The sequence below is a fragment of the Bordetella bronchiseptica genome (genome assembly GCF_900636925.1).
In the GTDB taxonomy this organism is placed as follows: Bacteria; Pseudomonadota; Gammaproteobacteria; order Burkholderiales; family Burkholderiaceae_B; genus Bordetella; species Bordetella pertussis.
This window is the reverse complement of record NZ_LR134326.1, coordinates 4,321,383-4,343,527: the sequence shown is the minus strand read 5'-3', so window position 1 is coordinate 4,343,527 and position 22,145 is coordinate 4,321,383. Positions and strand designations below refer to the sequence as shown.

General features: G+C 72.2%; 21 protein-coding genes. 19 read left to right on the top strand and 2 right to left on the bottom strand.

The window, feature by feature from the left end:
- Positions 1 to 16 precede the first annotated feature (16 nt).
- The 17 genes from EL288_RS20250 (at position 17) to tssH (ending at position 18,622) form a co-directional block, all read left to right on the top strand.
- A complete protein-coding gene (locus EL288_RS20250) occupies positions 17 to 430 on the top strand; it encodes a DUF3592 domain-containing protein (protein ID WP_003808274.1) in 414 nt (137 codons plus the stop codon).
- Positions 427 to 3,051, top strand: a complete 2,625-nt coding sequence (locus EL288_RS20245; protein WP_126622024.1) for a DUF2169 family type VI secretion system accessory protein — start codon at positions 427 to 429, stop codon at positions 3,049 to 3,051. The genes EL288_RS20250 and EL288_RS20245 overlap by 4 nt, the downstream gene beginning before the upstream one ends.
- Positions 3,041 to 4,102 (top strand): pentapeptide repeat-containing protein, encoded by a 1,062-nt coding sequence (locus EL288_RS20240; RefSeq protein ID WP_010925945.1) that lies wholly within the window; start codon positions 3,041 to 3,043, stop codon positions 4,100 to 4,102. The genes EL288_RS20245 and EL288_RS20240 overlap by 11 nt, the downstream gene beginning before the upstream one ends.
- Before the next feature lie 30 nt (positions 4,103 to 4,132).
- Positions 4,133 to 5,041, top strand: a complete 909-nt coding sequence (locus EL288_RS24560; RefSeq protein WP_126622023.1) for a PAAR-like domain-containing protein — start codon at positions 4,133 to 4,135, stop codon at positions 5,039 to 5,041.
- On the top strand, positions 5,022 to 5,642 hold the full coding sequence (locus EL288_RS20230) for a suppressor of fused domain protein (protein WP_232018708.1): 621 nt from the start codon (positions 5,022 to 5,024) through the stop codon (positions 5,640 to 5,642). The genes EL288_RS24560 and EL288_RS20230 overlap by 20 nt, the downstream gene beginning before the upstream one ends.
- A 655-nt stretch (positions 5,643 to 6,297) precedes the next feature.
- Positions 6,298 to 7,347, top strand: a complete 1,050-nt coding sequence (gene tssA / locus EL288_RS20225) for a type VI secretion system protein TssA (protein WP_010925946.1) — start codon at positions 6,298 to 6,300, stop codon at positions 7,345 to 7,347.
- A gap of 42 nt (positions 7,348 to 7,389) precedes the next feature.
- Positions 7,390 to 7,953 carry a type VI secretion system contractile sheath small subunit gene (tssB, locus tag EL288_RS20220; protein ID WP_003808284.1) on the top strand — a complete coding sequence of 188 codons (564 nt, stop codon included), beginning with the start codon at positions 7,390 to 7,392 and terminating at the stop codon, positions 7,951 to 7,953.
- Between the two features lie 21 nt (positions 7,954 to 7,974).
- Entirely contained in the window at positions 7,975 to 9,477 is a 1,503-nt protein-coding gene (gene tssC, locus EL288_RS20215) for a type VI secretion system contractile sheath large subunit (protein WP_003808286.1), read from the top strand.
- Between the two features lie 57 nt (positions 9,478 to 9,534).
- Complete coding sequence (locus EL288_RS20210) at positions 9,535 to 10,020, top strand: Hcp family type VI secretion system effector (protein ID WP_033449640.1); 486 nt, start codon at positions 9,535 to 9,537, stop codon at positions 10,018 to 10,020.
- 49 nt (positions 10,021 to 10,069) lie between these two features.
- On the top strand, positions 10,070 to 10,879 hold the full coding sequence (locus EL288_RS20205) for a type VI secretion system accessory protein TagJ (protein ID WP_033456254.1): 810 nt from the start codon (positions 10,070 to 10,072) through the stop codon (positions 10,877 to 10,879).
- A complete protein-coding gene (gene tssE / locus EL288_RS20200) occupies positions 10,876 to 11,394 on the top strand; it encodes a type VI secretion system baseplate subunit TssE (RefSeq protein WP_003808292.1) in 519 nt (172 codons plus the stop codon). The genes EL288_RS20205 and tssE overlap by 4 nt, the downstream gene beginning before the upstream one ends.
- The gene (gene tssF / locus EL288_RS20195) at positions 11,394 to 13,307 is read left to right on the top strand and encodes a type VI secretion system baseplate subunit TssF (protein ID WP_010925948.1); all 1,914 of its coding nucleotides are present in this window, start codon (positions 11,394 to 11,396) and stop codon (positions 13,305 to 13,307) included. Before tssE ends, tssF begins: the two co-directional genes overlap by 1 nt.
- 34 nt (positions 13,308 to 13,341) lie before the next feature.
- Entirely contained in the window at positions 13,342 to 14,001 is a 660-nt protein-coding gene (locus tag EL288_RS20190; RefSeq protein WP_010925949.1) for a DUF3540 domain-containing protein, read from the top strand.
- Positions 13,998 to 15,092, top strand: coding sequence for a type VI secretion system baseplate subunit TssG (gene tssG, locus EL288_RS20185; protein ID WP_015064508.1), 1,095 nt, complete (start codon positions 13,998 to 14,000; stop codon positions 15,090 to 15,092). Before EL288_RS20190 ends, tssG begins: the two co-directional genes overlap by 4 nt.
- A complete protein-coding gene (locus tag EL288_RS20180) occupies positions 15,089 to 15,622 on the top strand; it encodes a DUF2778 domain-containing protein (protein WP_003808301.1) in 534 nt (177 codons plus the stop codon). Before tssG ends, EL288_RS20180 begins: the two co-directional genes overlap by 4 nt.
- Complete coding sequence (locus EL288_RS20175) at positions 15,612 to 15,989, top strand: DUF2195 family protein (RefSeq protein ID WP_015064507.1); 378 nt, start codon at positions 15,612 to 15,614, stop codon at positions 15,987 to 15,989. The genes EL288_RS20180 and EL288_RS20175 overlap by 11 nt, the downstream gene beginning before the upstream one ends.
- A 23-nt stretch (positions 15,990 to 16,012) precedes the next feature.
- Positions 16,013 to 18,622, top strand: coding sequence for a type VI secretion system ATPase TssH (tssH, locus tag EL288_RS20170; protein ID WP_010925951.1), 2,610 nt, complete (start codon positions 16,013 to 16,015; stop codon positions 18,620 to 18,622).
- A 98-nt stretch (positions 18,623 to 18,720) separates the two neighbouring features.
- Here tssH and EL288_RS20165 read toward each other — a convergent pair whose 3' ends face one another.
- Positions 18,721 to 19,521: a hypothetical protein gene (locus tag EL288_RS20165; protein WP_010927651.1), complete on the bottom strand. Its 801-nt coding sequence runs from the start codon at positions 19,519 to 19,521 to the stop codon at positions 18,721 to 18,723.
- 27 nt (positions 19,522 to 19,548) lie between these two features.
- On the bottom strand, positions 19,549 to 19,944 hold the full coding sequence (locus EL288_RS20160; protein ID WP_010925952.1) for a TssQ family T6SS-associated lipoprotein: 396 nt from the start codon (positions 19,942 to 19,944) through the stop codon (positions 19,549 to 19,551).
- A gap of 264 nt (positions 19,945 to 20,208) precedes the next feature.
- Here EL288_RS20160 and tssJ point away from each other — a divergent pair, with 264 nt between their 5' ends.
- Together tssJ and tssK are read left to right on the top strand one after the other, a co-directional pair.
- On the top strand, positions 20,209 to 20,751 hold the full coding sequence (tssJ, locus tag EL288_RS20155) for a type VI secretion system lipoprotein TssJ (protein WP_003808314.1): 543 nt from the start codon (positions 20,209 to 20,211) through the stop codon (positions 20,749 to 20,751).
- Between the two features lie 45 nt (positions 20,752 to 20,796).
- Positions 20,797 to 22,131, top strand: coding sequence for a type VI secretion system baseplate subunit TssK (gene tssK, locus EL288_RS20150; RefSeq protein WP_003808316.1), 1,335 nt, complete (start codon positions 20,797 to 20,799; stop codon positions 22,129 to 22,131).
- The last annotated feature ends 14 nt before the right edge of the window (positions 22,132 to 22,145 follow it).

The window sequence follows — 22,145 nt, the reverse complement described above, 5'->3', positions numbered from 1 at the left end:
CGGGCGGCGCGACGGCATGGGCAGCACGGCATGGTGGATAGCGGGTACGTTGGCGACGCTGGCGGCGGTGGGCTTGGTGGCCTTGCTGGTGCGCGGCGGCGCGCGGCCCTACGAGACCGAGCGCGCGCTGGCCGCGCAGCTGGCGCGAACGGGCCGGCCGGCCCAGGCCGAAGTGCTGGCGCTGGACCGCCAGCCCGGCGGCGAGCTGTACGCCGCGCCGATGAAGCTGGCGCTGCGCTACGCCGACGCCATGGGCCGCGCGCGGCAGGCCGAACTGCACGTCTACATCGACAGCGAGCTGCTGGTCAACTTCATGCCCGGGCAGGCCATCCATGTGCGCTTCGACCCGAACGACGCGGCGCGCATCGCGGTGGACCGCGAGCGCTCGCCCACCGAAATCCCCGCCGCCTGGCGCCGCCGCCATCCATGAAGATCGTCAAGCCCTTGCGCCTGGGCCTGCTCAGCCGGCCCTACCGCATGCGCGGCCGCCAGCGCCTGGGCCTGGCCGTGTTCGCCCTGGCCACGCTCGACGAGCAGGCGCTGCTGCAGCCCGAGGCCGACCTGTGGAGCCTGGCTGGCGAGGCGCTCGGCGAGGACGGCGTGCTCGACCTGGCAGTGCCCAAGCCGTGCGCCGAATTCCTGGTCAGCGGCGCCGCCTACACGGCCCACCAGCAGGACCGCACGGCCTGCATGGCGCGCGTGCGCGTGGGCGAACTGGAGAAAACCCTGGCGGTGTTCGGCGACCGCTATTGGCTGGACGGCAAGCCCACCCCGCCTGCGCCGTTCGAGGCCATGCCGCTGGACTGGGCCCATGCCTTCGGCGGCCCCGAATACGCCGACAACCCGCACGGCCGCGGCGCCGGGGACGAACGTATCGCCGGGGTGCGCACGCGCCGCCTGCCCAATGTCGAGCCGGCGCGGGGCCGCATGCAGCGGCCCGACCAGCGTCCCGAGCCGGCCGGCTTCGGGCCGGTTTCGCCCCTGTGGCCGCGCCGTTTCGCGCGCGCCGGGCAGTACCACGAAAGCTGGCTGGATGACGGGTTTCCCGGCTTTCTGGATACGCTGGACCCGCATTTCTTCAATGCCGCCGCGCCCGACCAATGGTGGCCGGGCCAGCCCGGACTGGCCGCGGGCACGCCGTATGCCCTGTGGAACCTGCACCCGCACCTGCCCTGCCAGCAAGGCGCGTTGCCGCGCTGGCGCGCGCGCTGCCTGTTGCGCCGCGCCGGCGAAACCGCGCTGGAGGACGTGGCGCTGCGCCTGACCACGGCCTGGTTCTTTCCCGACCGCGAGCGGCTGCTGCTGATCTACCACGGCGCGACCGACATCGCGCAGGACGACGGGGCCGACATCGAGCTGGCCATGCCGGCGCTGGATGCCGCCGATGCGCCGCGTCCGCTGGCGCACTACGAAGCCGTGCTGGCGCAGCGGCTGGATGCGCAGGACGGGGCCTTGCACGCGCTGCGCGACAAAGACTTGTTGCCGGCGCAGGCGCTGGGGCCGTGGGACGCCCTGCAGGCGGCCAATCCGATGGAGCAGCCCTTCGCCGTCAACCAGCGCGCGCGCGGCGCGGCGATCCGCGCGCAGCTGGGCGAGCAGGCGCGGGCGCACGGCGTCGACCCGCGCGCCTACGAGCCGCCGCCGGCGCCCATGCCGGCCGCGCCGCAACTGGACGACCTGCCGGATATCGCCCGGCACATGCGCCAGGCCGCGCAGGAGGCGCGCATCGACGCCTTGCATGCGCGGCGGCGCATGGCCGAGGCCCTGCAGGCGCGCGGGGCAGAGCTGCCGCCGGCCATGGGCGCGGCCGCGCTCGCCGCCGCCGCCGATGGCGCGGGGCGGGGCGGTCCGCCCTCGCTGCACAGTCACCCCGCGCTGGCCACGCTGCAGGAACTGGCCCGCGCCCAGCCGCTGGGCAGCGGCGCCGACCGGCTCGACGCCGGCTCGGTCGGCGCGCGCCTGCGCGAGGCGCAGCAACAACTGGGCCGCCTGTACCTGCATGCCGCCCATCACCAGCCGCCGGCCGAAGCGGCGCGGCCCGCCCGCGCGGCGCGACTGCGGCGCCGCGTGCAGGCGCTGATGGCGGGCAGCCGCGACCTGGCGGGCCTGGACCTGACCGGCGCCGACCTGTCCGGGCTGGACCTGCGCGGGGCGCGTTGCGTGGGCACGTGGATGGAGGGCGCCGACCTGTCGGGCGCGTTGCTGGACGAGGCGGACCTGTCGCAGGCCGTGCTGGCGCGCGCGCACGCCGAAGGCGGCTCGTGGCGGCGCGCCGTGCTGGCCGGCGCCAACCTGGGCCAGGCGGCGCTCGACGGCGTGGACCTGGCCGGCGCGCGCCTGTCCTCGCCCGTGCTCGACGGCATCGTCCTGGTCGATTGCGCCTTGTCCGCCAGCCGCTGGAACGATTGCCACCTGGCCGGCGCGCGGCTCGAGCGCTGCCGCTTCGACCAGGCCGAGCTGGATACCGTGACGTTCTGGCAGGGCACGCTGCTGCGCGAGACCGGCTTCGCGGCCGCCCGGCTGGCGCGCGTGACCTGGCTGGACTGCGAACTGGATGGCCTGGATTTCGCCGGCGCGCGCTTGCGCCGCTGCGCCTGGGTGCAGTCGCAATGCGGCGCGGCGCCCAATTGGGCCGGCGCCGAATTGCAGACATGCTGCGTGGTCGAGACCGATATGCCGCATGCCGTGTTCGCCGGCGCCACGCTGCGCGAATGCAGCCTGCGCGATACGGTGCTCGACCACGCCGATTTCACCGGGGCGGCGTTGTGGCGCTGCGATCTGTCGCAAGCCAGCCTGGGCGGCGCCAGCCTGGCGCGGGCGCGCGCGCCGGACAGCCTGTTCATTCGCGCCGACCTGGGCGGGGCCAGCCTGGCCGAGGCCGACCTGCCCGGCGCGCTGCTGCAGAAGGCCACGCTCACCCATGCCGACCTGCGCGGCGCCAACCTGTTTCGCGCCGACCTGGGGCTGGCCGTGCTGGACGATACCAGCGACACGCGCGGCGCCTATACCCACCTGGCCAACACGCGGCCGCGAGCCCGTCATGGACGCTGAGACGCTGCGCGACTGGGTCCGGCAGGGGCGGCCGCTGGTCGGCCTGGACTTGCGCGCGGCGGCGTTGCAAGGCGCGGACCTGGCCGGCGCCCTGCTGCAGGACTGCGACCTGCGCGGCGCGGCGCTGGCCGGCAGCCGCTGGCGCGACAGCCGCTTCAGCGGCTGCCGCATGGAGCAGACCGATTGGCGCGGCGCCGATGTGGCGCAGTGCGCGTTCTTCCGCTGCGAACTGGCCGAGGCGGTGTTCGCCGCGGCCGAGTGCGCCGGCGCCTCCTGGGTGGAGTGCCGCGCCGCCGGCGCCGATTTCCGCGCCACGCCGCTGCATGGCAGCCATTTCGTGCAGTGCGCGCTGGACGGCGCGCGCCTGGACCGGGCCGAGATGCGCGAGGGGGGCTTTGCCGAGTGCACGCTGGAGCAGGCCAGCCTGGCCGGCGCGGCATTGCGCCAGACGCTGTTCTTTCGCGCCGACCTGCGCACCGCCGATCTGGCCGGGGCGCGGCTGGAGCGCGTGGTGTTCGTGGAGTGCGACTTGAGCGGCCAGCGCCTGGCCGGGCAGTTCCTGGGCGGCAGCCAGTTCGTCGAGGCGCGCATGGATGGCTGCGACCTGCGCGAGGCCAGCATGGCGCAATGCAATTTCAAGGGCGCGTCGCTGCGCCGGGCCTGCCTGGCCGGCGCCAGCGGCGCGCGCGCCATGTTCGCGCAGGCCGACCTCGGCGGGGCCGATTGCAGCGGCGCGCGCATGCCGCAAAGCCTGTGGGCCGACGCCATTCTCGACGGCGCCGTCTTCAGCGGCGCCGACCTCGCCCAGGCCATGCTGCACCGCGCGCGCGCGGCCGGGGCGCGCTTTGACGGCGCGGGGCTGCACTACGCCGATTTTTCGTATGCCGACCTGCGCGACGCCGACCTGCGCGGCGCCCGCTGCCTGCGCACCCAGCTGCATCGCGCCCTGCAGGAGGGCGCGCGCTGGGATTCGCGCATCGGCGTGCTGGAGAACGACCCCGCGCTGTACGAGGCCGAGCTCTGGTCGGCGCGCCGGCGCGCCGGCCCGTAAGGCGCGGACCGCCAGACTACAAGGAGCCACATGTTCGCCGATTGCCAGTTGATGGGGATGGACCTGGCCTTTCCCGATATCTGCAAGACGCCGCCGGCGCTGCTGCCGATTCCCTATCCGAACTTCGCGCTCGGTCCGATGGGCATCCCCAATGTGTGGAACGTGCTGCTGATGGCCATGCCCGCGCACAATCTGCTGACCACCATCGCCCTGTCCAACGGCGACAACCCCGGCATCGGCATGGGCCTGATATCGCAGACCGTGATGGCGCAGGCGCGCCGCATCACCTGCGTGCCCAACGTGCTGTTCGGCTGCATCCCCGCCACCCGCCTGACCGGCCTGACGGTTCAGAACACCATCAACACGGTCGGCATGCGCGTGGTGCCCAGCCAGTTGAAGGTCGTGCTGCTGGGCGGCGGCGGCGGGGGCGGCGGCGCGGCCAAGGCGGCGAAGTCCGCCAAGGCCGGCAAGGGGCCGGGCGCGCGCGCCGGCGCCACCGCGCGGCGCGGCGCCGGCGGCAAGGGCGGCGCGGCAGGCAAGGGCGGGCAGGGCGGCGGCAAGGCGGCCGGCTCGGGCAAGCCCGGCGGCGGCAAGGGCGCCAAGCCCCGCAAGCCGGGCGACGATCCGCGCTACCGCCGCGGCAAGTTCCGCAAGGGGGTGCGTGACAAGGCCTGGGACCAGGAGGCCAGGCGCAGCAAGGATGGCGTGGTGCGCGACCCGGTCTCGGGCAAGAAGATGAAAAAGGACGAGCCCTGGGACATGGGCCACAAGCCCGGGTACGAACACCGCAAGCACGTACGCAGCGCCAAGGAACGCGATATCGATCGCAAACAGTTCCTGGATGAATACAATGACCCTTCGCACTATCGTCCCGAGTTGCCCAAGTCGAACCGCGGGCACCAGGGCGAGCTGAAAACGGATGACTACTTTGGCCCCTGAATCGAAAGCCTCCGCCCAGCCCTCGCCGCGGCACAAGGCCGTGGCGCGCCACGCCCTCAGGGTATTCGGCGGCACCCCGGTCGTGCATGCCTACCGCCACGACCAGATCGACACCCTGTCGATCGACATGCTGGCCGTCGACGACAGCCCCGACGACGGGCTGGTGTCGTACAGCACGCTGGGGCTGTTCGACCTCGAGCTGCGCCACGACGACGGCCAGCCCATGGCCACGCGGGTGGAGCTGTGCGCCGACATGCCCGAGGACCTGCAGTCGTGGGCCAACGTGCTGGCCACCGCCGCGTTCGGCCTGATGCGCAGCGGCCAGGCGGTCATGCCGGGCTCGGTGCTGCCCGATTGCGTGGCCGAATACTATCCCGACGCCACCGTGCCGCACCTCTACCTGTGCGTGCCGTTTTCGTGGCAGGACGGCGAATTCCCGCGCTGCGACGCCGATGGCTTGCTGGTGAACTGGCTGCAGGCCGTGCCCATCAGCGAAACCGAGCGCCAGTTCATCGAAACCGCCGGCCCCGACGCCTTCGAGGACGAACTGCTCGAAGCCGACCCCGACATCTACGACCTCTCCCGGCCAGCGGTACGCTGACCGCGCCGGGTCCCAGGCTCCCGGCCTGCGCCCGGGTGCCTCGCCTGGGTGCCTGGCACCCATGGCCGGCACCGTCTCTTCCACGCCAACAACCACGACCTCAGCGGACCCGGGTGCCTGGCTCCCGCCACACCGGCCCGCGCCACTGCGCCGCCCTGCGCGGCGGGTGCCTGGCACCTTGCCGCCACCCACGTGCCAGGCACCCGCCGCATACACCGCGCTGCTCGCAGCGGCCATCGCAGCGGGTGCCAGGCACCCATGGCCGGCACCGTCTCTTCCACGCCAACAACCACGACCTCAGCGGACCCGGGTGCCTGGCTCCCGCCACACCGGCCCGCGCCACTGCGCCGCCCTGCGCGGCGGGTGCCTGGCACCTTGCCGCCTCACCCGCGTGCCAGGCACCCGCCGCATACACCGCGCTGCTCGCAGCGGCCATCGCAGCGGGTGCCAGGCACCCATGGCCGGCACCGTCTCTTCCACACCAACATGACACCACCGCGTCAACACGCCGGAAGAAGTGTTTGAATCTCTACGCAGGTGTTAATGGAACGTAAGAAGAAGCAGCACTTGTTAGTTGTCATAAAGGGGCGCCGGATGCGCTGCCTAGAATGCCGTCGACGCATAGGGACGCCCATCGGCGCCCGGCACAGGATGCTTGCCGCGCATGACGACGAACATGGAATTTGCCGACCTGTTGAAGACGCTGACGCCCAGCCTGCCCTGCGGGGAGGACCTGGAGTACGACGCTGATTTCCTGCAGTTGCAGCAGGCTGCCGTGGGCCGCAGCGAGCAGCAGTTCGGCGCCACCATCATCCCCGCGCAGGCGCCCGACTGGCGCGCGGTGGAGCGGCTGGCGCTGGGGCTGCTGGAGCGCACGCGCGACCTGCGCATCATCGCCTACCTGACGCGCGCCTGGACCGAGATGCGCGGCCTGCCCGGCTATGCCGAGGGCGTGACGCTGGCCGCCGGCACGCTGGAGCAATACTGGGACGCGGTGCATCCGATGCTGGCCAGCGGCGGCGAGGAAGACCCGATGCCGCGCGTCAATGCGCTGGCCTCGCTGGGCGACCCGCAGGGCTGCGTGCGCGGCATGCGCTCGGCCTGCCTGCTCGACGATGTGCATGGCCGCCTGTCGCTGCGCGATGCCGAGGCCCTGCTCGACGGCGGCAGGAGCGAGGCCGACTATCCGGGCGGGCGCACGCGCCTGATCGAGAACCTGCGCCAGGCGCGCCTGCGGCGCGACGACGCGGCGCTGGCCGTGGGCGCGGCCGCCGGCGCGCTGCGCCGCATCCAGCAGCAGGCCACCCAGCGCCTGGGCTCGGCCTGGTGTCCGGACTATGCGCAGGCGCTGCGCGCGCTGGATGCCTTGCTGCGCACCTGGAGCGACCTGGACGAAACCGCGGCGGCGCCCGCCGCGGCCATGCCGGCCGAAGCGCATCACGCGGCCCCGGCGCCTGAACCCCAACCCGCGCCCGCCAGCTGGCACGACGCGCGCATCGCCACGCGCGAAGACGCGATGGCCATGCTGGCCAAGGTCAGCGCCTACTTCGAAACCCATGAGCCCAGCCATCCGGCGCCCTATCTGATCCGCCGGGTGCAGCAGCTCATTCCCCTGGATTTCCACGACATCCTGCGCAACCTGGCCCCGCAGGGCCTGGCGCAGTTCGAGGCGTGGACCGCGCGCGAGGCCGCCAGCCAGTCCTAGGACCGGTTCAGGCCCCAGTCCCTTCATCAGGAGATAACAACCATGGCAACCACGCTCAAAGGCAGCGGCCAGAAATTCATCGCCAGGAATCGCGCGCCGCGTGTGCAGATCGAGTACGACGTGGAGATCTACGGCGCCGAGCGCAAGATCCAGCTGCCCTTCGTCATGGGCGTGCTGGCCGACCTGGCCGGCAAGTCGAACACGCCGCAGCCCGAAGTGGGCGAGCGCAAGTTCCTCGACGTCGATATCGACAATTTCGACGAGCGCATGAAGTCGGTCGCCCCGCGGGCCGCGTTCCAGGTGGCCAATACGCTGACCGGCGCCGGCCATCTGAACGTGGACATCACCTTCGAGAGCATCGACGATTTTTCCCCGGCCACCGTGGCGCGCAAGGTGGGCGCGCTCAACGAGATGCTGGAGGCCCGCACGCAGCTGGCCAACCTGCTGACCTACATGGACGGCAAGACCGGCGCCGAGGAGCTGATCGGCCAGGTGCTGCAGAACCCGGCCCTGCTGGGCGCGCTGGCGGCCGCGCCCAAGCCCGCCGACGCCGGGCCGGCCGATGCCGACGCCGAGAGCGCGCAGCCCGGCCCGCAAGCCCGATAAGCCATCGATACGGAGAACGCCATGACCGCAGTGGCCCGGCGCGAACGCGCGCAAGCCGAATCCAGCCTGGCGGCGGACGACCTGTCCGCCCTGCTGAAGAAAGAGTTCAAGCCCAAGACCGAGCAGGCGCGCGAGGCCGTGGAGCACGCGGTGCGCACGCTGGCGCACCAGGCCCTGGAAAACAGCGGGCTGGGCCTGTCCTCGGACGCCTACCGGACCATCCAGGCCATCATCGCCGAGATCGACCGCAAGCTGTCCGAGCAGATCAACCTGGTGATGCACCATCCCGACTTCCAGCAGCTCGAAGGCGCCTGGCGCGGACTGCACTACCTGGTCACCAACACCGAGACCGACGAGCTGCTGAAGATCCGCTTCATGTGCCTGTCCAAGAACGAGCTGGGGCGTACGCTCAAGCGCTACAAGGGGGTCGGCTGGGACCAGAGCCCGATCTTCAAGCGCGTCTACGAGGAAGAGTACGGCCAGTTCGGCGGCGAGCCCATCGGCTGCCTGGTGGGCGACTACAGCTTCGACCACAGTCCGCCCGATGTCGAGCTGCTGGGCGAGATCGCCCGCATCAGCGCCGCCGCCCACTGCCCCTTCATCGCCGGCGCCTCGCCCAACGTGATGCAGATGGATTCCTGGCAGGAGCTTTCCAACCCGCGCGACCTGACCAAGATCTTCACCAATACCGAGTACGCCGCCTGGCGCAGCCTGCGCGAATCGGAAGACGCGCGCTATGTCGGCCTGGCCATGCCGCGCTTCCTGGCGCGCCTGCCCTACGGCGCGCGCACCAATCCGGTCGATGAGTTCGATTTCGAGGAAGAAACCGACGGCGCCAACCACGACCGGTACACCTGGGCTAATTCGGCCTACGCGATGGCCGCCAACATCAACCGTTCGTTCAAGCTGTACGGCTGGTGCACCTCGATCCGCGGCGTGGAATCCGGCGGCGCGGTCGAGAACCTGCCATGCCACACCTTCCCGACCGACGACGGCGGAGTGGACATGAAGTGTCCCACCGAGATCGCCATCAGCGACCGGCGCGAAGCCGAGCTGGCCAAGAACGGCTTCATGCCGCTGGTGCATCGCAAGAACTCCGATTTCGCCGCCTTCATCGGCGCGCAGTCGCTGCAGCGTCCGCAGGAATACCACGACGCCGACGCCAGCGCCAACGCCAAGCTGGCCGCGCGCCTGCCCTACCTGTTCGCCTGCTGCCGCTTCGCGCACTACCTGAAGTGCATCGTGCGCGACAAGATCGGTTCGTTTCGCGAGCGCAGCGACATGGAGCGCTGGCTCAACGACTGGATCATGAACTACGTCGACGGCGACCCGGCCAACTCTTCGCAGGAAACCAAGGCGCGCAAGCCGCTGGCCGCCGCCGAGGTGCAGGTCACCGAGATCGAGGACAACCCGGGCTATTACGCCGCCAAGTTTTTCCTGCGGCCGCACTATCAGCTCGAGGGGCTGACGGTGTCGCTGCGGCTCGTGTCCAAGCTGCCTTCGCTCAAGCAGAACGAAGGCTGACGGGCATCCATCCGCGCCGGCTCGCGCCGGCCCCGCGACTATTGAGGGAGAAAGCAAGTGGCTGTTGATATGTTCATGAAGATCGAAGGCGCCAATGGCGAATCCAAGGACGCCAACCACAAGGACTGGACCGATATCGTGTCCTTTTCGTGGGGCGCCACCCAGCCGGCCAGCCTGGCGACCGGCGGCGGCCAGGGCGCGGGCAAGGCCAGCTTCAACGATCTGCACGTGGTGGCCCGCATCGACAAGGCGGCGCCGGCGGTCATGAAGCACTGCGCCAGCGGCAAGCACCTGGGCAAGATCGAACTGTCGGTGTGCAAGGCGGGCGGCGCGCAGGTCGAGTACAGCAAGGTCACGCTGGAAGACGTGCTGGTCACCTCGGTGCAGATCGCCGCGGACAACGGTTCGGAGGCGGTGCTGGTCAACTATGCCTTCCAGGCCGCCAAGGTGCGCCAGCAGTACTGGGAGCAGACCGAGTCGGGCGGCAAGGGCGCCGAGAGCCTGGTCGCGTGGGACATCAAGCAGAACAAGGAAATCGGCTGAACGGCGCCGGGGCCGCCCGGCCCCGGCACGCCTTGCCGAACACGTATTCATGCAGACATCCGTGCTTGCGATGCCCCCGCGCGACGGCGGCCTGGCCGGTCAGGCCGCGGCCGTGCAGGCGCGCATCCGGCGCGCGCCGGCCGACGCCGATTTGCGCGCGCAACTTTTCCAGCTGGCTGCCGTGCAGGGCGACTGGCGCCGCGCCGCCGAGCAATTGCAACTGTGCGCCCGGCTGAACCCGCTGGCCCAGCCGATGGCCAATCTCTACCTGGCGGCCATCCATGGCGAGCTGCGGCGCGAAGCCGTGCTGGCGGGCCAGGCCGAACCCGGCTTCCTGGCCGAGCGGCCCTGCTGGTGCGAGCCGTTGCTGCAGGCGCTGCGCGCCCAGGCGAGCGACCCCGAGCGGGCCGCCATGCTGCGCGCCCAGGCGTTCGATGCGGCGCAGGCCAGCGCCGGCACGCTGGAGGACGCGGCCGCCGGCCAGGCCGGCTATGCCTGGATCTGCGACGGCGATAGCCGCCTGGGGCCGGTCTGCGAACTGATTCTCGACGGCAGCTATGCGTGGCTGCCGTTCGCGCAGGTGGCCGCCGTGCATCTGCCGGCCCCGCAAGGGCTGTGCGATCTCGTCTGGGCGCGCGCCGAAATCGCCCTGGCCGACGGCGCGGTCGTGCGCGGCCTGGTTCCGGCGCGCTACCCGCCGTCGGCCGGGCAGGATGACGGCCTGAGGCTGGGCCGGGCCACGTGCTGGCGGCCGCTGGGCCAGGACGGCTACGCCGGCGAGGGCCAGAAGATGTGGCTGACCGACGCGGGCGAGTTCGCGCTGCTGGACGTGCGCGCCCTGCGCCGGGAGGCGCCATGAGAATCGCCGACGAACGGGTGGCGCGCGACCGCCTGCAGCCGTCGCTGCTCGATCGCCTGGTCGATGACGAGCCATGGCGCCGCAGCGAGGCGCCCGAAGCGGCGCTGTTGACGCACGCCGGGCTGCGCGCCGCGGTGCTGCGCGACCTGCGCTGGCTGCTCAACACGGTCAACCTCGCCTCGTCGCAGGATCTGGCGCCGTACCGGCACGTGCCCGCCTCCAGCGTCAATTTCGGCGTGCGCGCCATGGCCGGACGCCGCATGTCGGAGATCGACTGGGTCGATGTCGAGACGTCGATCCGCGACGCCATCGCGGCGTTCGAGCCGCGCATCCTGGAATCCTCGGTCGAGGTGCGCTGCGTCAGCGACACCCGCACGCTCGAGCACCACAATGTGCTCAGCCTGGAAATACGCGGCATGCTGTGGTGCGTGCCGCACCCGCGCGAGTTCCTGTTCCGCACCGATATCGACCTGGAAAGCGGGCACATGGACCTGCGCGACCTGGGAGGGGCGTGATGGACGCGCGCCTGCTCGACTACTACAACCGCGAGCTGGTCTATATGCGCGAGCTGGGCGCCGAGTTCGCGCGCCAGCATCCCAAGGTGGCGGGGCGGCTGGGCATGCACGGCACCGAGGTGGCCGACCCGTACGTCGAGCGCCTGCTCGAAGGCTTCAGCTTCCTGGCCGCGCGCATCCACCTGAAGATGGACGCCGAGTTTCCGCGCTTCACGCAGCGGCTGCTGGAGGTGGTGCATCCGCACTATCTCGCGCCCACCCCGGCGATGGCGGTGGCGCAGTTCTCGCCCAGCATGAACGAAGGCACGCTGGCCGGCGGCTTTACCCTGCCGCGCGGCACCGTGCTGCGCGGCGGCCTGGCGCGTGGCGAACAGACGCCGTGCGAGTTCATGACCGGCCACGCGCTGCGGCTGTGGCCGCTGCGCGTGACGGCGGCCGAACTCACCGGCGCGCCCACCGACCTGCCGCTGGCCCGCCTGGGCCTGGGCGGACGCGAGGCCGGCGTGGCCAGCGCGCTGCGCCTGCGGCTGGAAGTCTGCGGCGGCGTCAGCCTGGAAGAGCTGGACCTGGATCAACTGGTGTTCTACCTCAACGGGCCGGACGCGCCCATGCAGCGCCTGCTGGAGCTGATCATGTGCCACACGGTCGCCGTGCTGGGCCACGACAGCGAGCGGCCCGTCTCGTGGATCAACCGGCTGCCGGCCGACGCGGTGCGCCACGAGGGGTTCGCCGACGACCAGGCGCTGCTGCCCACCGACACGCGGGTCTTCCAGGGCTATCGGCTGCTGCAGGAGTACTTCGCGTTCGCGCGCCGCTATCTGTTCTTCAGCCTGAACGGCCTGAAGCAGGGCCTGTGCACGCGGCGCGCGGCGCCGGCCGCGGCGGCTGGCCCGGCCGGCACCCGGCGTTTCGACCTGACGCTGCTGCTGTCGGCCGCAGCGCCCGAGCTCGAAGGCGCGATCTCGGCCGGGAACCTGGCGCTGCACTGCGCGCCCATCGTCAACCTGTTTCCGCGCCGCGCCGACCGCGTGGCGGTCACGCCGCGCCACCACGAGTACCACGTGGTGGTCGACCGCACCCGGCCGCTGGACTTCGAGGTCTACAGCCTGACGCGGGTGCTCGGCCATATGTCGGCGCAGCGCCCCGAACAGGAGTTCCGTCCGTTCTACGGCTCGTTCGGCGCGGACGCCGACGATTACGGCGCCTATTACTCGTTGCGGCGCGAGCCGCGGCTGGCCTCGGACAGCGCGCGCCGCCATGGCACGCGCACCAGCTATACCGGCAGCGAAGTCTATCTGTCGCTGGTCGATCGGCACGAGGCGCCGTTTGCCGATACGCTGCGCCATCTCGGCATCGACGCGCTGTGCACCAACCGCGACCTGGCGCTGCTGCTGCCGCTGGGCGGCGCCAGCGATTTCAGCCTGCGCGTGTCCGCCCCGGTGGGCGCGATCAAGGTGCTGCATGGGCCGTCGCGGCCGGCCGCGGCCATGGCCGACCACGGCACGGCATGGCAATTGATCAGCCACCTGGGGCTGCACTACCACAGCCTGACCGACCTGGACGAGACGCGCGGCGCGCAGACGCTGCGCGAGCTGCTCAACCTGTACGGCAACCTGGCCGATCCGGTGGCGCGCAAGCATATCTCGGGCGTGCGCCACGTGCGGGTCGAACCCATGCACCACCGCCTGCCCGTGCCCGGCCCCATCGTCTACGGCCGCGGCGTGCGCATCGACCTGCAGGTCGACGAGACCGCCTTCTCGGGCATCAGCCCCTACCTGTTCGGCGCGGTGCTGGAGCAGTTCTTCGCGCGCCACGTCTCCATCAACATGATGTCGGCGCTCACCCTGTCCACGCCGCAGCGCGGCGCCGTGGCGAGCTGGCGGCCCCGCATGGGCCGCCGTCCCGCGGTCTAGGCGGCGCCGCGTCCGCCGCAACGAGGAAACCCACATGCAGACCCGCAACGCCCGCCGCCTCTATCCTGTCTACGACCCCGTGCACCTGATCGGCACCGTGGCCCGCCGCGAAGACGACGGCGCCTGGACGGTGTGGTGCGACGGCCGCCCCTGGCGCGTGCGCCGGGCCGCCAGCTGCCTGCTGGTCCCCGAAGAGGGCGATACGGCGCTGATCAGCGGCCCGGATGCCGAACGCGTGTACCTGATCGCGGTGATCGAGCAGGCCGACGCGGCCCAGGCCACCCTGGAACTGGAAGGCCGCGTCAGCTTGCGTTCGCGCACCGCCGATGTCAGCCTGGAGGCGGCCGGCGAGGTGCGCCTGCGCGGCGCGCAAGCGGTGCGCGTCGAGACCGAGGCCTTGTCGGTCAAGGCCGGCCAGGCGGCGTGCGCGGCCGCCCGCATGCATTATGTGGCCGACGAGGTCGAAGGCGCGGTGGGCAGCATGCGGCTGGTCGGCAAGGTCTACGAGGCGGTGCTCGACCGCCTGACGCAACTGGCCCGCATGGCCGTGCGGCAGACCAGCGAGGTCGAGCACGTGCGCGCCGGCACCCTGGACTACCAGGCCGAGCAGAGCGCGCGCGTGCATGCGCCCTATACGATGCTGACCGCCGATGCGCTGGTCAAGGTCGACGCCAAGCAGATCCACATGGGTTGAGCATGGACGCAGCGGCCAGGACGGATCGACACGCGGCGCCGGCGGTGCTGCCGCCTGCCTTCTGGCAGGCCCTGGCGGCGGCGCCGCACGGGCACGACCTGTTTCACGTGCTGCGCTGGATCGACGCGCGCGCCGGCGCGCGCGCGCCGCTGGGCCGCGGCGCCTCGCCGCGCCACGAACCGGTGCGCATGCGGCAGGAGCCTTCGCTGGCTTTCGCGCCGGCCACCCTGGCCGCGGCGCGCGCGCCGGGCGAGGGCGCCGCGCCCGAGCTGTCCATCTACAGCTTCGGCCTGTTCGGTCCCAATGGGCCGCTGCCGCTGCACCTGACCGAGCACGCCCGCGAACGCCGCCAGCATCACGGCGACCACTCCCTGGCCGCGTTCGCCGACCTGTTCCACCATCGCCTGATCCTGCTGTTCTACCGCGCCTGGGCCGATGCGCAGTCCACCGCCAGCCTGGACCGCGGCCAGGAGCGCTTCAGCGGCTACGTGGCCAGCCTGCTGCACCTGGGCGCGCCGTCGCTGCGCCGGCGCGACAGCGTGATGGACCATGCCAAGTACCACATGGCCGGCCATCTGCTGCGCCAGACCCGCAACCCGGAAGGCCTGTGCCAGGTGCTGCGCGCCTTCTTCGGCCTGCCCGTGGGGGTAGACGAGTTCGTGGCGCAGTGGATAAGGTTGGAGGCCGGCCAGCGGCTGCGGCTGGGGGCGGGCGGCGGGCTGGGCGGCGGCGCGCCCCTGGGCGTGGCCGTGCGCGACGCCCAGCACAAGTTCAGGATCCGCCTCGGGCCGCTGGACTGGCAGGACTACCTGGCGTTCCTGCCCGGTTCGGCCCGCGCGCGCCAGCTGCTGCATTGGGTGCGCCTGTATGTGGGCGTGGAGTTCGCCTGGGAGGTGCGGCCGGTGCTGCGCCGCGACGCGGTGCGCAGCGTGCGCCTGGGCGCGGCGGCGCCGCTGGGGCTGGCGTCCTGGCTGGGCCGGCGGCCGCCGCGCCTGGGCGACGCCGCCGAGCTGTTGCTGGACTACGAGGGGCGCGAGCGCCAGGCGGCGCGGCGCGCGCAAGCGTTTCATGAAAAGGAGCAAGCGGCATGATCCACGATATGTCATACGACGGCCAGATACTGGCCTGGCCCGGCCACGGGCAGTTCCGCGCCACCAGCGGCATGCGCGGGTTCCAGCATCCCGGCCAGGCCTGCACGCCCGACAGCGGTCCGGTGCCGCCGGGGCTGTACCGCGTGCTGCTGGCCGATCGCGGCGTGGCGCTCGACGACGGGCGCGGCGTGTGCAACCTGGCGCCGGCCTGGGGCATCCAGCAGGTGCCGCGCGGCGCGGCCGCCGGCGAGTGCGAGCCTTACTGGGCCAACTGGGGCGAGAACCGCGCGCGCATGGAACCGGCCGACGCCGCCACGCGCAATCGCTGCGCCCCGGCACGCGGCGGGTTCTACCTGCACGACTCCACCAAGGGCTTCAGCCACGGCTGCATCGAGGTCGAGGGGCGCATCTTCGCGCTGCTGCGCTCGTATGCGCGCCAGCGCGGCCGCAACGCCATGATCCTCAAGGTGGCCTATGTCGCCGACCGCGCCACCAACGGCGGCACCGCGGGAGACGGCCATGCGCGCTGATCGCCATGCCTGGCTGCTGGCCGCCTGCCTGGCGCCGGCGCTGGCCGCCGCGGGCCCGCTGCGCGTGGAGAACCGGCTGGCCGAATGCGTGCGGGTGCAGCCGGGCCTGCGCAGTGTCGAGCACAACGTGGTCCTGCAGCGGTTCGACCTGACGGTCGTGCGCCCCATCGGCGATTGCGGCTGCAAGTCCGCCCTGGTCGCCTACCAGGCCAGCGTGGTGCGCGAGGACGGCACGCGCGGCGCCAGCCAGTCCGGCGTGTTCGGCGCCATGCGCTCGGGGCCGCGCATCCTGCCGCTGGCCAGCGACGCCGCGCTGCTGGGCGAGCGGCCGGTGGCGCTCGGCCTGGGCTGCGCGCCAGCCGACTGATTTCCAACGACTGACGGAGCACCATGTCCGATATCGGCCGCGCCGAGCTGTTCGGCAAACTCGATTCCCTGTCCTATCGCGCCCTGGAGGACGCCACCGCCCTGTGCAAGCTGCGCGGCAATCCCTACGTGGAGCTGGCGCACTGGGTGCACGCCATCGCGCACGCGCAGGACAGCGACCTGCACCATATCGCGCGCGCGTTCGAGCTGGATCTCGGCGCGCTGCAGCAAGACCTGGTGCGCGCGCTCGACCAATTGCCGCGCGGGGCGGGGGCGGTCTCGGACCTCTCCGAGCACGTGGACCACGTGGTGGAACGCGCCTGGGCGCTGGCGTCGCTGCGCTACGGCGCTGCGCGCATCCGCAGCGGGCACCTGCTGCTGGCGCTGCTGCGCGACCCCAGCCTGCGCGGCGTGCTGGCCGGCATGTCGGGGCAGTTCGCCCGCGTCGTGCCAGACCTGCTGCTGCAAGGCCTGCCCGAGATGACGCGCGGCTCGCCCGAGGCGCGCGCCGACGCTGCCGTGGCCGATGCGCCGCCGGATGGCGGCGGCGCGGCCGGCGCGCTGGCGCGCTACGCGGTGGACCTGACCGCCCAGGCGCGCGCCGGCCGGCTCGATCCGGTGACCGGGCGCGACGACGAAATCCGCCAGTTGATCGACGTGCTGATGCGGCGGCGCCAGAACAATCCCCTGCTCACCGGCGAGGCCGGCGTGGGCAAGACCGCGGTGGTCGAGGGCCTGGCCCTGCGGCTGGCGCGCGGCGATGTGCCGGCGCCGCTGCGCGAGGTGGCGCTGTACCTGCTGGATATCGGGCTGCTGCAGGCCGGCGCCGGCGTCAAGGGCGAGTTCGAGCAGCGCCTGCGCCAGGTCATCGACGCGGTGCAGGGCAGCGAACGCCCCATCGTGCTGTTCATCGACGAAATCCATACCCTGGTGGGGGCCGGCGGCGCGGCGGGGACGGGCGATGCCGCCAACCTGCTCAAGCCGGCGCTGGCGCGCGGACAGCTGCGCACCATCGGCGCCACGACCTGGGCCGAATACAAGCAGTACATCGAGAAAGACCCGGCGCTGACGCGGCGCTTCCAGGCCATCCAGGTGCACGAGCCCGACGAGGCCGGCGCGCGGCGCATGCTGCGCGGCCTGGCCGGCGCCCTGCAGGCGCATCATGGCGTGCTGCTGCTGGACGAGGCCGTGGAGGCCGCCGTGCGGCTGTCGCATCGCTACATCCCGGCGCGCCAGTTGCCGGACAAGGCGGTCGCCCTGCTCGACACGGCCTGCGCGCGCGTGGCGGTCAGCCAGCAGGCCACGCCGGCCGCGCTGGAAGACGCGCGCCGCCGCATCGACGCGCTGGATCTCGAGCTGGAAATCGCCGCGCGCGAGGCGCGGCTGGACGCCGGCCCGGCCGAGCGCGTGGCGGGGCTGCGCGAGCAGGGCCAGGCGGCGCGCGCCGAGGCCGACGCCCTGGCGGCGCGCTGGGAGCGCGAAGCGGCGCTGGCCGGCCAGGTGTTCGGCCTGCGCGAACAGCTGGACGCGGCCGACGAGCAGTCCGCGCCGGCCTTGCGCGCCGCGCTGCGCGAAGCCGCCGACGCGCTGGCGCGCAGCCAGGGCGAGGCGCCGCTGATCCACCCGGCGGTCGATGCCGCGGCCGTGGCGGCCGTGGTGGCCGATTGGACCGGCATCCCCGTGGGCCGCATGGTGCGCGACGAAGCGCAGGCCGTGCTGGCGCTGGCCGACACCCTGGAGCGCCGCGTCGTCGGCCAGCGCCATGCGCTGGAACTGATCGCGCGCCGCATCCAGACCGCGCGCGCCGGTCTGACCGACCCGGGCAAGCCGGTCGGCGTGTTCCTGCTGTGCGGCCCGAGCGGCGTGGGCAAGACCGAGACCGCGCTGGCCCTGGCCGAGGCCCTGTATGGCGGCGAGCAGAATCTCATCACCATCAACATGAGCGAGTTCCAGGAGTCGCACACGGTGTCGACCCTGAAGGGCGCGCCGCCGGGCTATGTGGGCTACGGCGAGGGCGGCGTGCTGACCGAAGCGGTGCGGCGCCGCCCGCACAGCGTGGTGCTGCTCGACGAGGTCGAGAAAGCCCACGCCGACGTGCACGAGATTTTCTTCCAGGTGTTCGACAAGGGGTGGATGGAAGACGGCGAAGGCCGTTACATCGATTTCCGCAACACGGTCATCCTGTTGACCGCCAACGTGGGCGCGGACCTGATCGCCAGCCTGTGCGCCGACCCCGAGCTGGCGCCCGAGCCCGACGCGCTGGCGGCGGCCCTGCGCGCGCCGCTGCGCGACGTGTTTCCCGCGGCCTTGCTGGGCCGCCTGGCGGCCGTGCCCTATCTGCCGCTGTCGGACAGCATGCTGGCGCACATCGTGGCCTTGCAGTTCGAACGCGTCGGCCAGCGCCTGCGCGAGCGCCACGGCATGGATTTGGAAGTCGAACCGGCCGCCGCCGAGCTGGTGGTGGCGCGCTGCGTCGAGGTCGAATCCGGCGCGCGCATGGTCGACGCCATCCTGAGCCAGCGCGTCCTGCCGCAGATCGGCCGCGAATTGCTGGGCGCCTCCCTGCAGCAACGCACCTGGCGCCGCGTGCGCGTGCGGGCGGTCGACGGCGAGTTCGCCTGCGAGTACGAGTAGAACGGATCCGCGGCGCGCCTGGTCCCCGCATGGGGATGAGGTGCCTGCCCGCGCGGCGCGCCTGTCCCAGCGGGGACAGGCGCGTCCTGCCGCGGATGTCAGTCCGCCTGGTCCGCGCGCGGCGCGGCCGGGCGCAGGAAGGTGCCTCCCGCCGGCGCATGGTCGTGCGCGGCCGGGCCGTCGCCGGCCGCGTGGCGCGGCAGCAGCGTGTCGCGCACCGGGTCGGCGCGCAGCGGCGCCAGCGGATCGTGCGCGGGCAGGGCCGACGGGGTGGCGTCGGCGAACACGTCCGCGCCGCCATGCGGCGCGTCGAACAGCGCCAGCGGGTCGCCCGCCGGGCGGCTGACCGCGGCGTCGCCGGCCGGCAGATGCGCCAGCGGATCGGCGGCGTTGCGCGCCTGCGCCGAATCCAGGTCGAAGGGGTGCGTGGCGGCATCGGCGGTGCCGCCCACCGGCAGGGTGCCGGGGCCGAACAGGCCGCTGAATATGTCCTCGGCCGCCCCGGCGCCGGCTTGCCCGCGCCGGGGCGCATCGGCGGGCGTGTCCGCCGCCGCCTCGGGCAGTGCTGCCGGCCGTGCGTCGGGCGCATCGGGCCCGCTCACCTCCAGCGTGTGCGCGCCCACGCGCAGCGTATCGCCCGCCTGGATGGCGCGCACGGCGCCGGGCGCGAGCGCCGCGTCGTTGATGTGCACCGCGGCCATGCCGCTCAGGTTGTGCAGGCGCCAGCCTTGCGCGTCGGCGCGCAGCGCGGCCTGCACGCGGCATAGCTGGCCGGGCGCGGCCGGCAGGGCCAGGCAATTCTCGGCGTCGCGGCCCAGCGTGCCGCCGGGCGCGTGGAAATCCGCCCGGCGCGCGCTTGCGCCAGGCTCGGGGTTGCGTACGATCAGCGTCAGCATCATGGCGTGGGTCCGTGCCAGGGAAGGGCGTCAGCCGGCTGGCGCCGCGCGGGCGCGCTCGTAGGCCGGCCCCCATTGCGGATGGCCGGCCTCGTTGGGTTCCAGCGTGAACGCGGGATCTGCCTGCAGGATGCGGCGAAAGCCCGCCTCGCACAGCACCCGGTGGTCCGTGACGCAGTAACTGAAGGCCTGCAGCTTCCAGGCCTCGATGCGCATGGACTGGGGCGCCTGCGCCAGCGCATCGGCGTGCGCCACCTGGCGGATCACGTCGCCATAGGCGCCGGCGCTGTATGACTGGCGGATCTGTTGCAGGTCGCGCTCGGCCTGGTCGCTGGCTGGCTCGCCGGCGCGCTCGGAGGTGGGGCTGGCGCAGCCCGCCAGCAGGATGGCGCAGCCCAGCAGGGTCGCGTGAAATCGCAGAGTCATGAACGGAAAGGTCGTGGCGGTCTTCGATTCCCGCGCGGCGCGTTACCGCATGTGTGCCGCGTGGATGGTCTGGCCATGATATCGGCGCCGTGCGACAGAAATAATTCGAGGGGTAAACCAATCATGACCAATTGCTGGCGCGGCGCGCCGCGGACGTAACAGGCGTAACCATATCTTCGTTGTCATAAAGGTGCCGTGCGCGTCGCTTGTCATAGCGGCTTTCCTCGACATGGAAAACGGACCTGCCGGATGGCGAATCGACGCTTGCTTGTTGCTGTGCCCACGCGGCGCGCGTTGCGCGCGGCGGCCTGGATTGCCGTCGCGGTGCTGGCCGCCGGGTGCGCGTCCACGGCCAGCCGCAAGGCGGCGCCTTACGCGATCGAGCTGAAGGCCGATCCGCGCGTCAATCCCGATGCCTCGGGCCGGCCCTCGCCGATCCAGGTCACGCTGTACGAGCTGCGTTCGTCCGCCGAGTTCGAGGCGCGCGATTTCTTCACCCTGCAAGGCGACGCGCAGGCCGCGCTGGGCAAGTCGCTCATCGAAACCGACCAGGTCATCCTGCAGCCCGGCGAAACCCGCAAGCTGTCGTATCCGGGCAATACCGAGGCGCGCGTGGTCGGCATCGTGGCGGCCTATCGCGACCTCGAGCGCAGTCCCTGGCGCATCGTCGTGCCCCTGCCGCAGGCCCAGAACACCAACATCTACAAGTTCTGGCAGTTCTCGCCCAACGAGGAGACCGTGCGCGTCGCGGTGGGCGGACAGGGCGTGCAAATCGTCGACCGGGAGCGTTCCTGGTGGCCCTTCTGACGCCGCGCCGCGGGCGCCGGCGTGTCTTCATCTCTTGAATCGCATATGGCACTGGACAACAAGGTCGTCTGGTCGGAGGGCATGTTCCTGCGGCCGCAACATTTCCAGCAGTTCGAACGGCATATCGAGGCGCAGTTGCGCGTGCGCGCCGCGGCGGCCTCGGGCTGCGGCTGGGGCTACACCGCGCTGGAGATCGATCGCGACGCGCTGGCGCTGGGCAAGCTGGCGCTGGCGCGCGCCGCGGGCGTGCTGCCCGACGGCACGCCGTTCGAGTTCGAGCGCGCCGACGAGGGGCCACCGGCGCTGGACATCGACCCGGCCATGCGCGATGCGCGCGTGATGCTGGCGCTGCCGCGCCGCCGCGCCGGCGCCTGCGAAGTGGTCTACGAAGACGGCGCGGATACGCTGGCGCGCTATTGCGTGCATGAAGGCGAGATCGAGGACTCCGGCTCGGTGGGCCTGGAGCCGGCGCTGGTGCAGCTGGGCCGTTTGCGCCTGCGGCTGGTTCCCGAAACCGAGCTGGGCGACGAATGGGTGGCGCTGGGCGCCGCGCGGGTGCTGGAGCGCCGCGCCGACCACCGCGTGGTGCTCGACGAGATGTACATCCCGCCCTGGCTGGCCGCCGACGCCAATCCGGCGCTGCGCGGCTATGCCGGCGAGCTGTCCGGGCTGCTGCAGGCGCGCGCAGCGGCGCTGGCGCAGCGGCTGGCGCAGCCGGGCCGCGGCGGCGTCTCCGAAGTGGCCGACTTCCTGCTGCTGGCGCTGGTAAACCGCTACGCCGGCGCGCTGTGGCACGCGCGCCAGGTGCCGGCCCTGCATCCCGAACGGCTGTTTCGCGACTGGCTGATGCTGGCCTGCGACCTGGCCACCTATACCTGCGCCACGCGCCTGCCCGAGGTGCTGCCCGATTACCGCCACGACGACCTGCAGGCCAGTTTCGGGCCGCTCATGGCCGAGCTGCGCCGCTCGCTGTCGGTGGTGCTGGAGCAGCACGCCGTGCAGATCCCGCTGCATGACCGCGGCCAGGGCGTGCGCGTGGCGCAGATCGCCGATGCCGAACTGCTGCGCAGCGCCGGCTTCGTGCTGGCCGTGCACGCCGACATGCCGGCCGAGACGGTGCGCACGCGCTTTCCGGCCCAGGTCAAGATCGGCCCGGTCGAGCGCATCCGCGACCTGGTGCACCTGCAATTGCCCGGCGTGGCGGTGCGCGCCCTGCCGGTGGCGCCGCGCCAGATTCCCTACAGCGCGGGCCACGTGTACTTCGAGCTGGACAAGAACGGCGAGTTCTGGCGGCAGCTGGAGCGCACCGGCGCGCTGGCCCTGCACCTGGCGGGCGAGTTTCCCGGCCTGGCGCTGGAGTTCTGGGCCGTGCGCGACTGAACCGGGCACAGGAG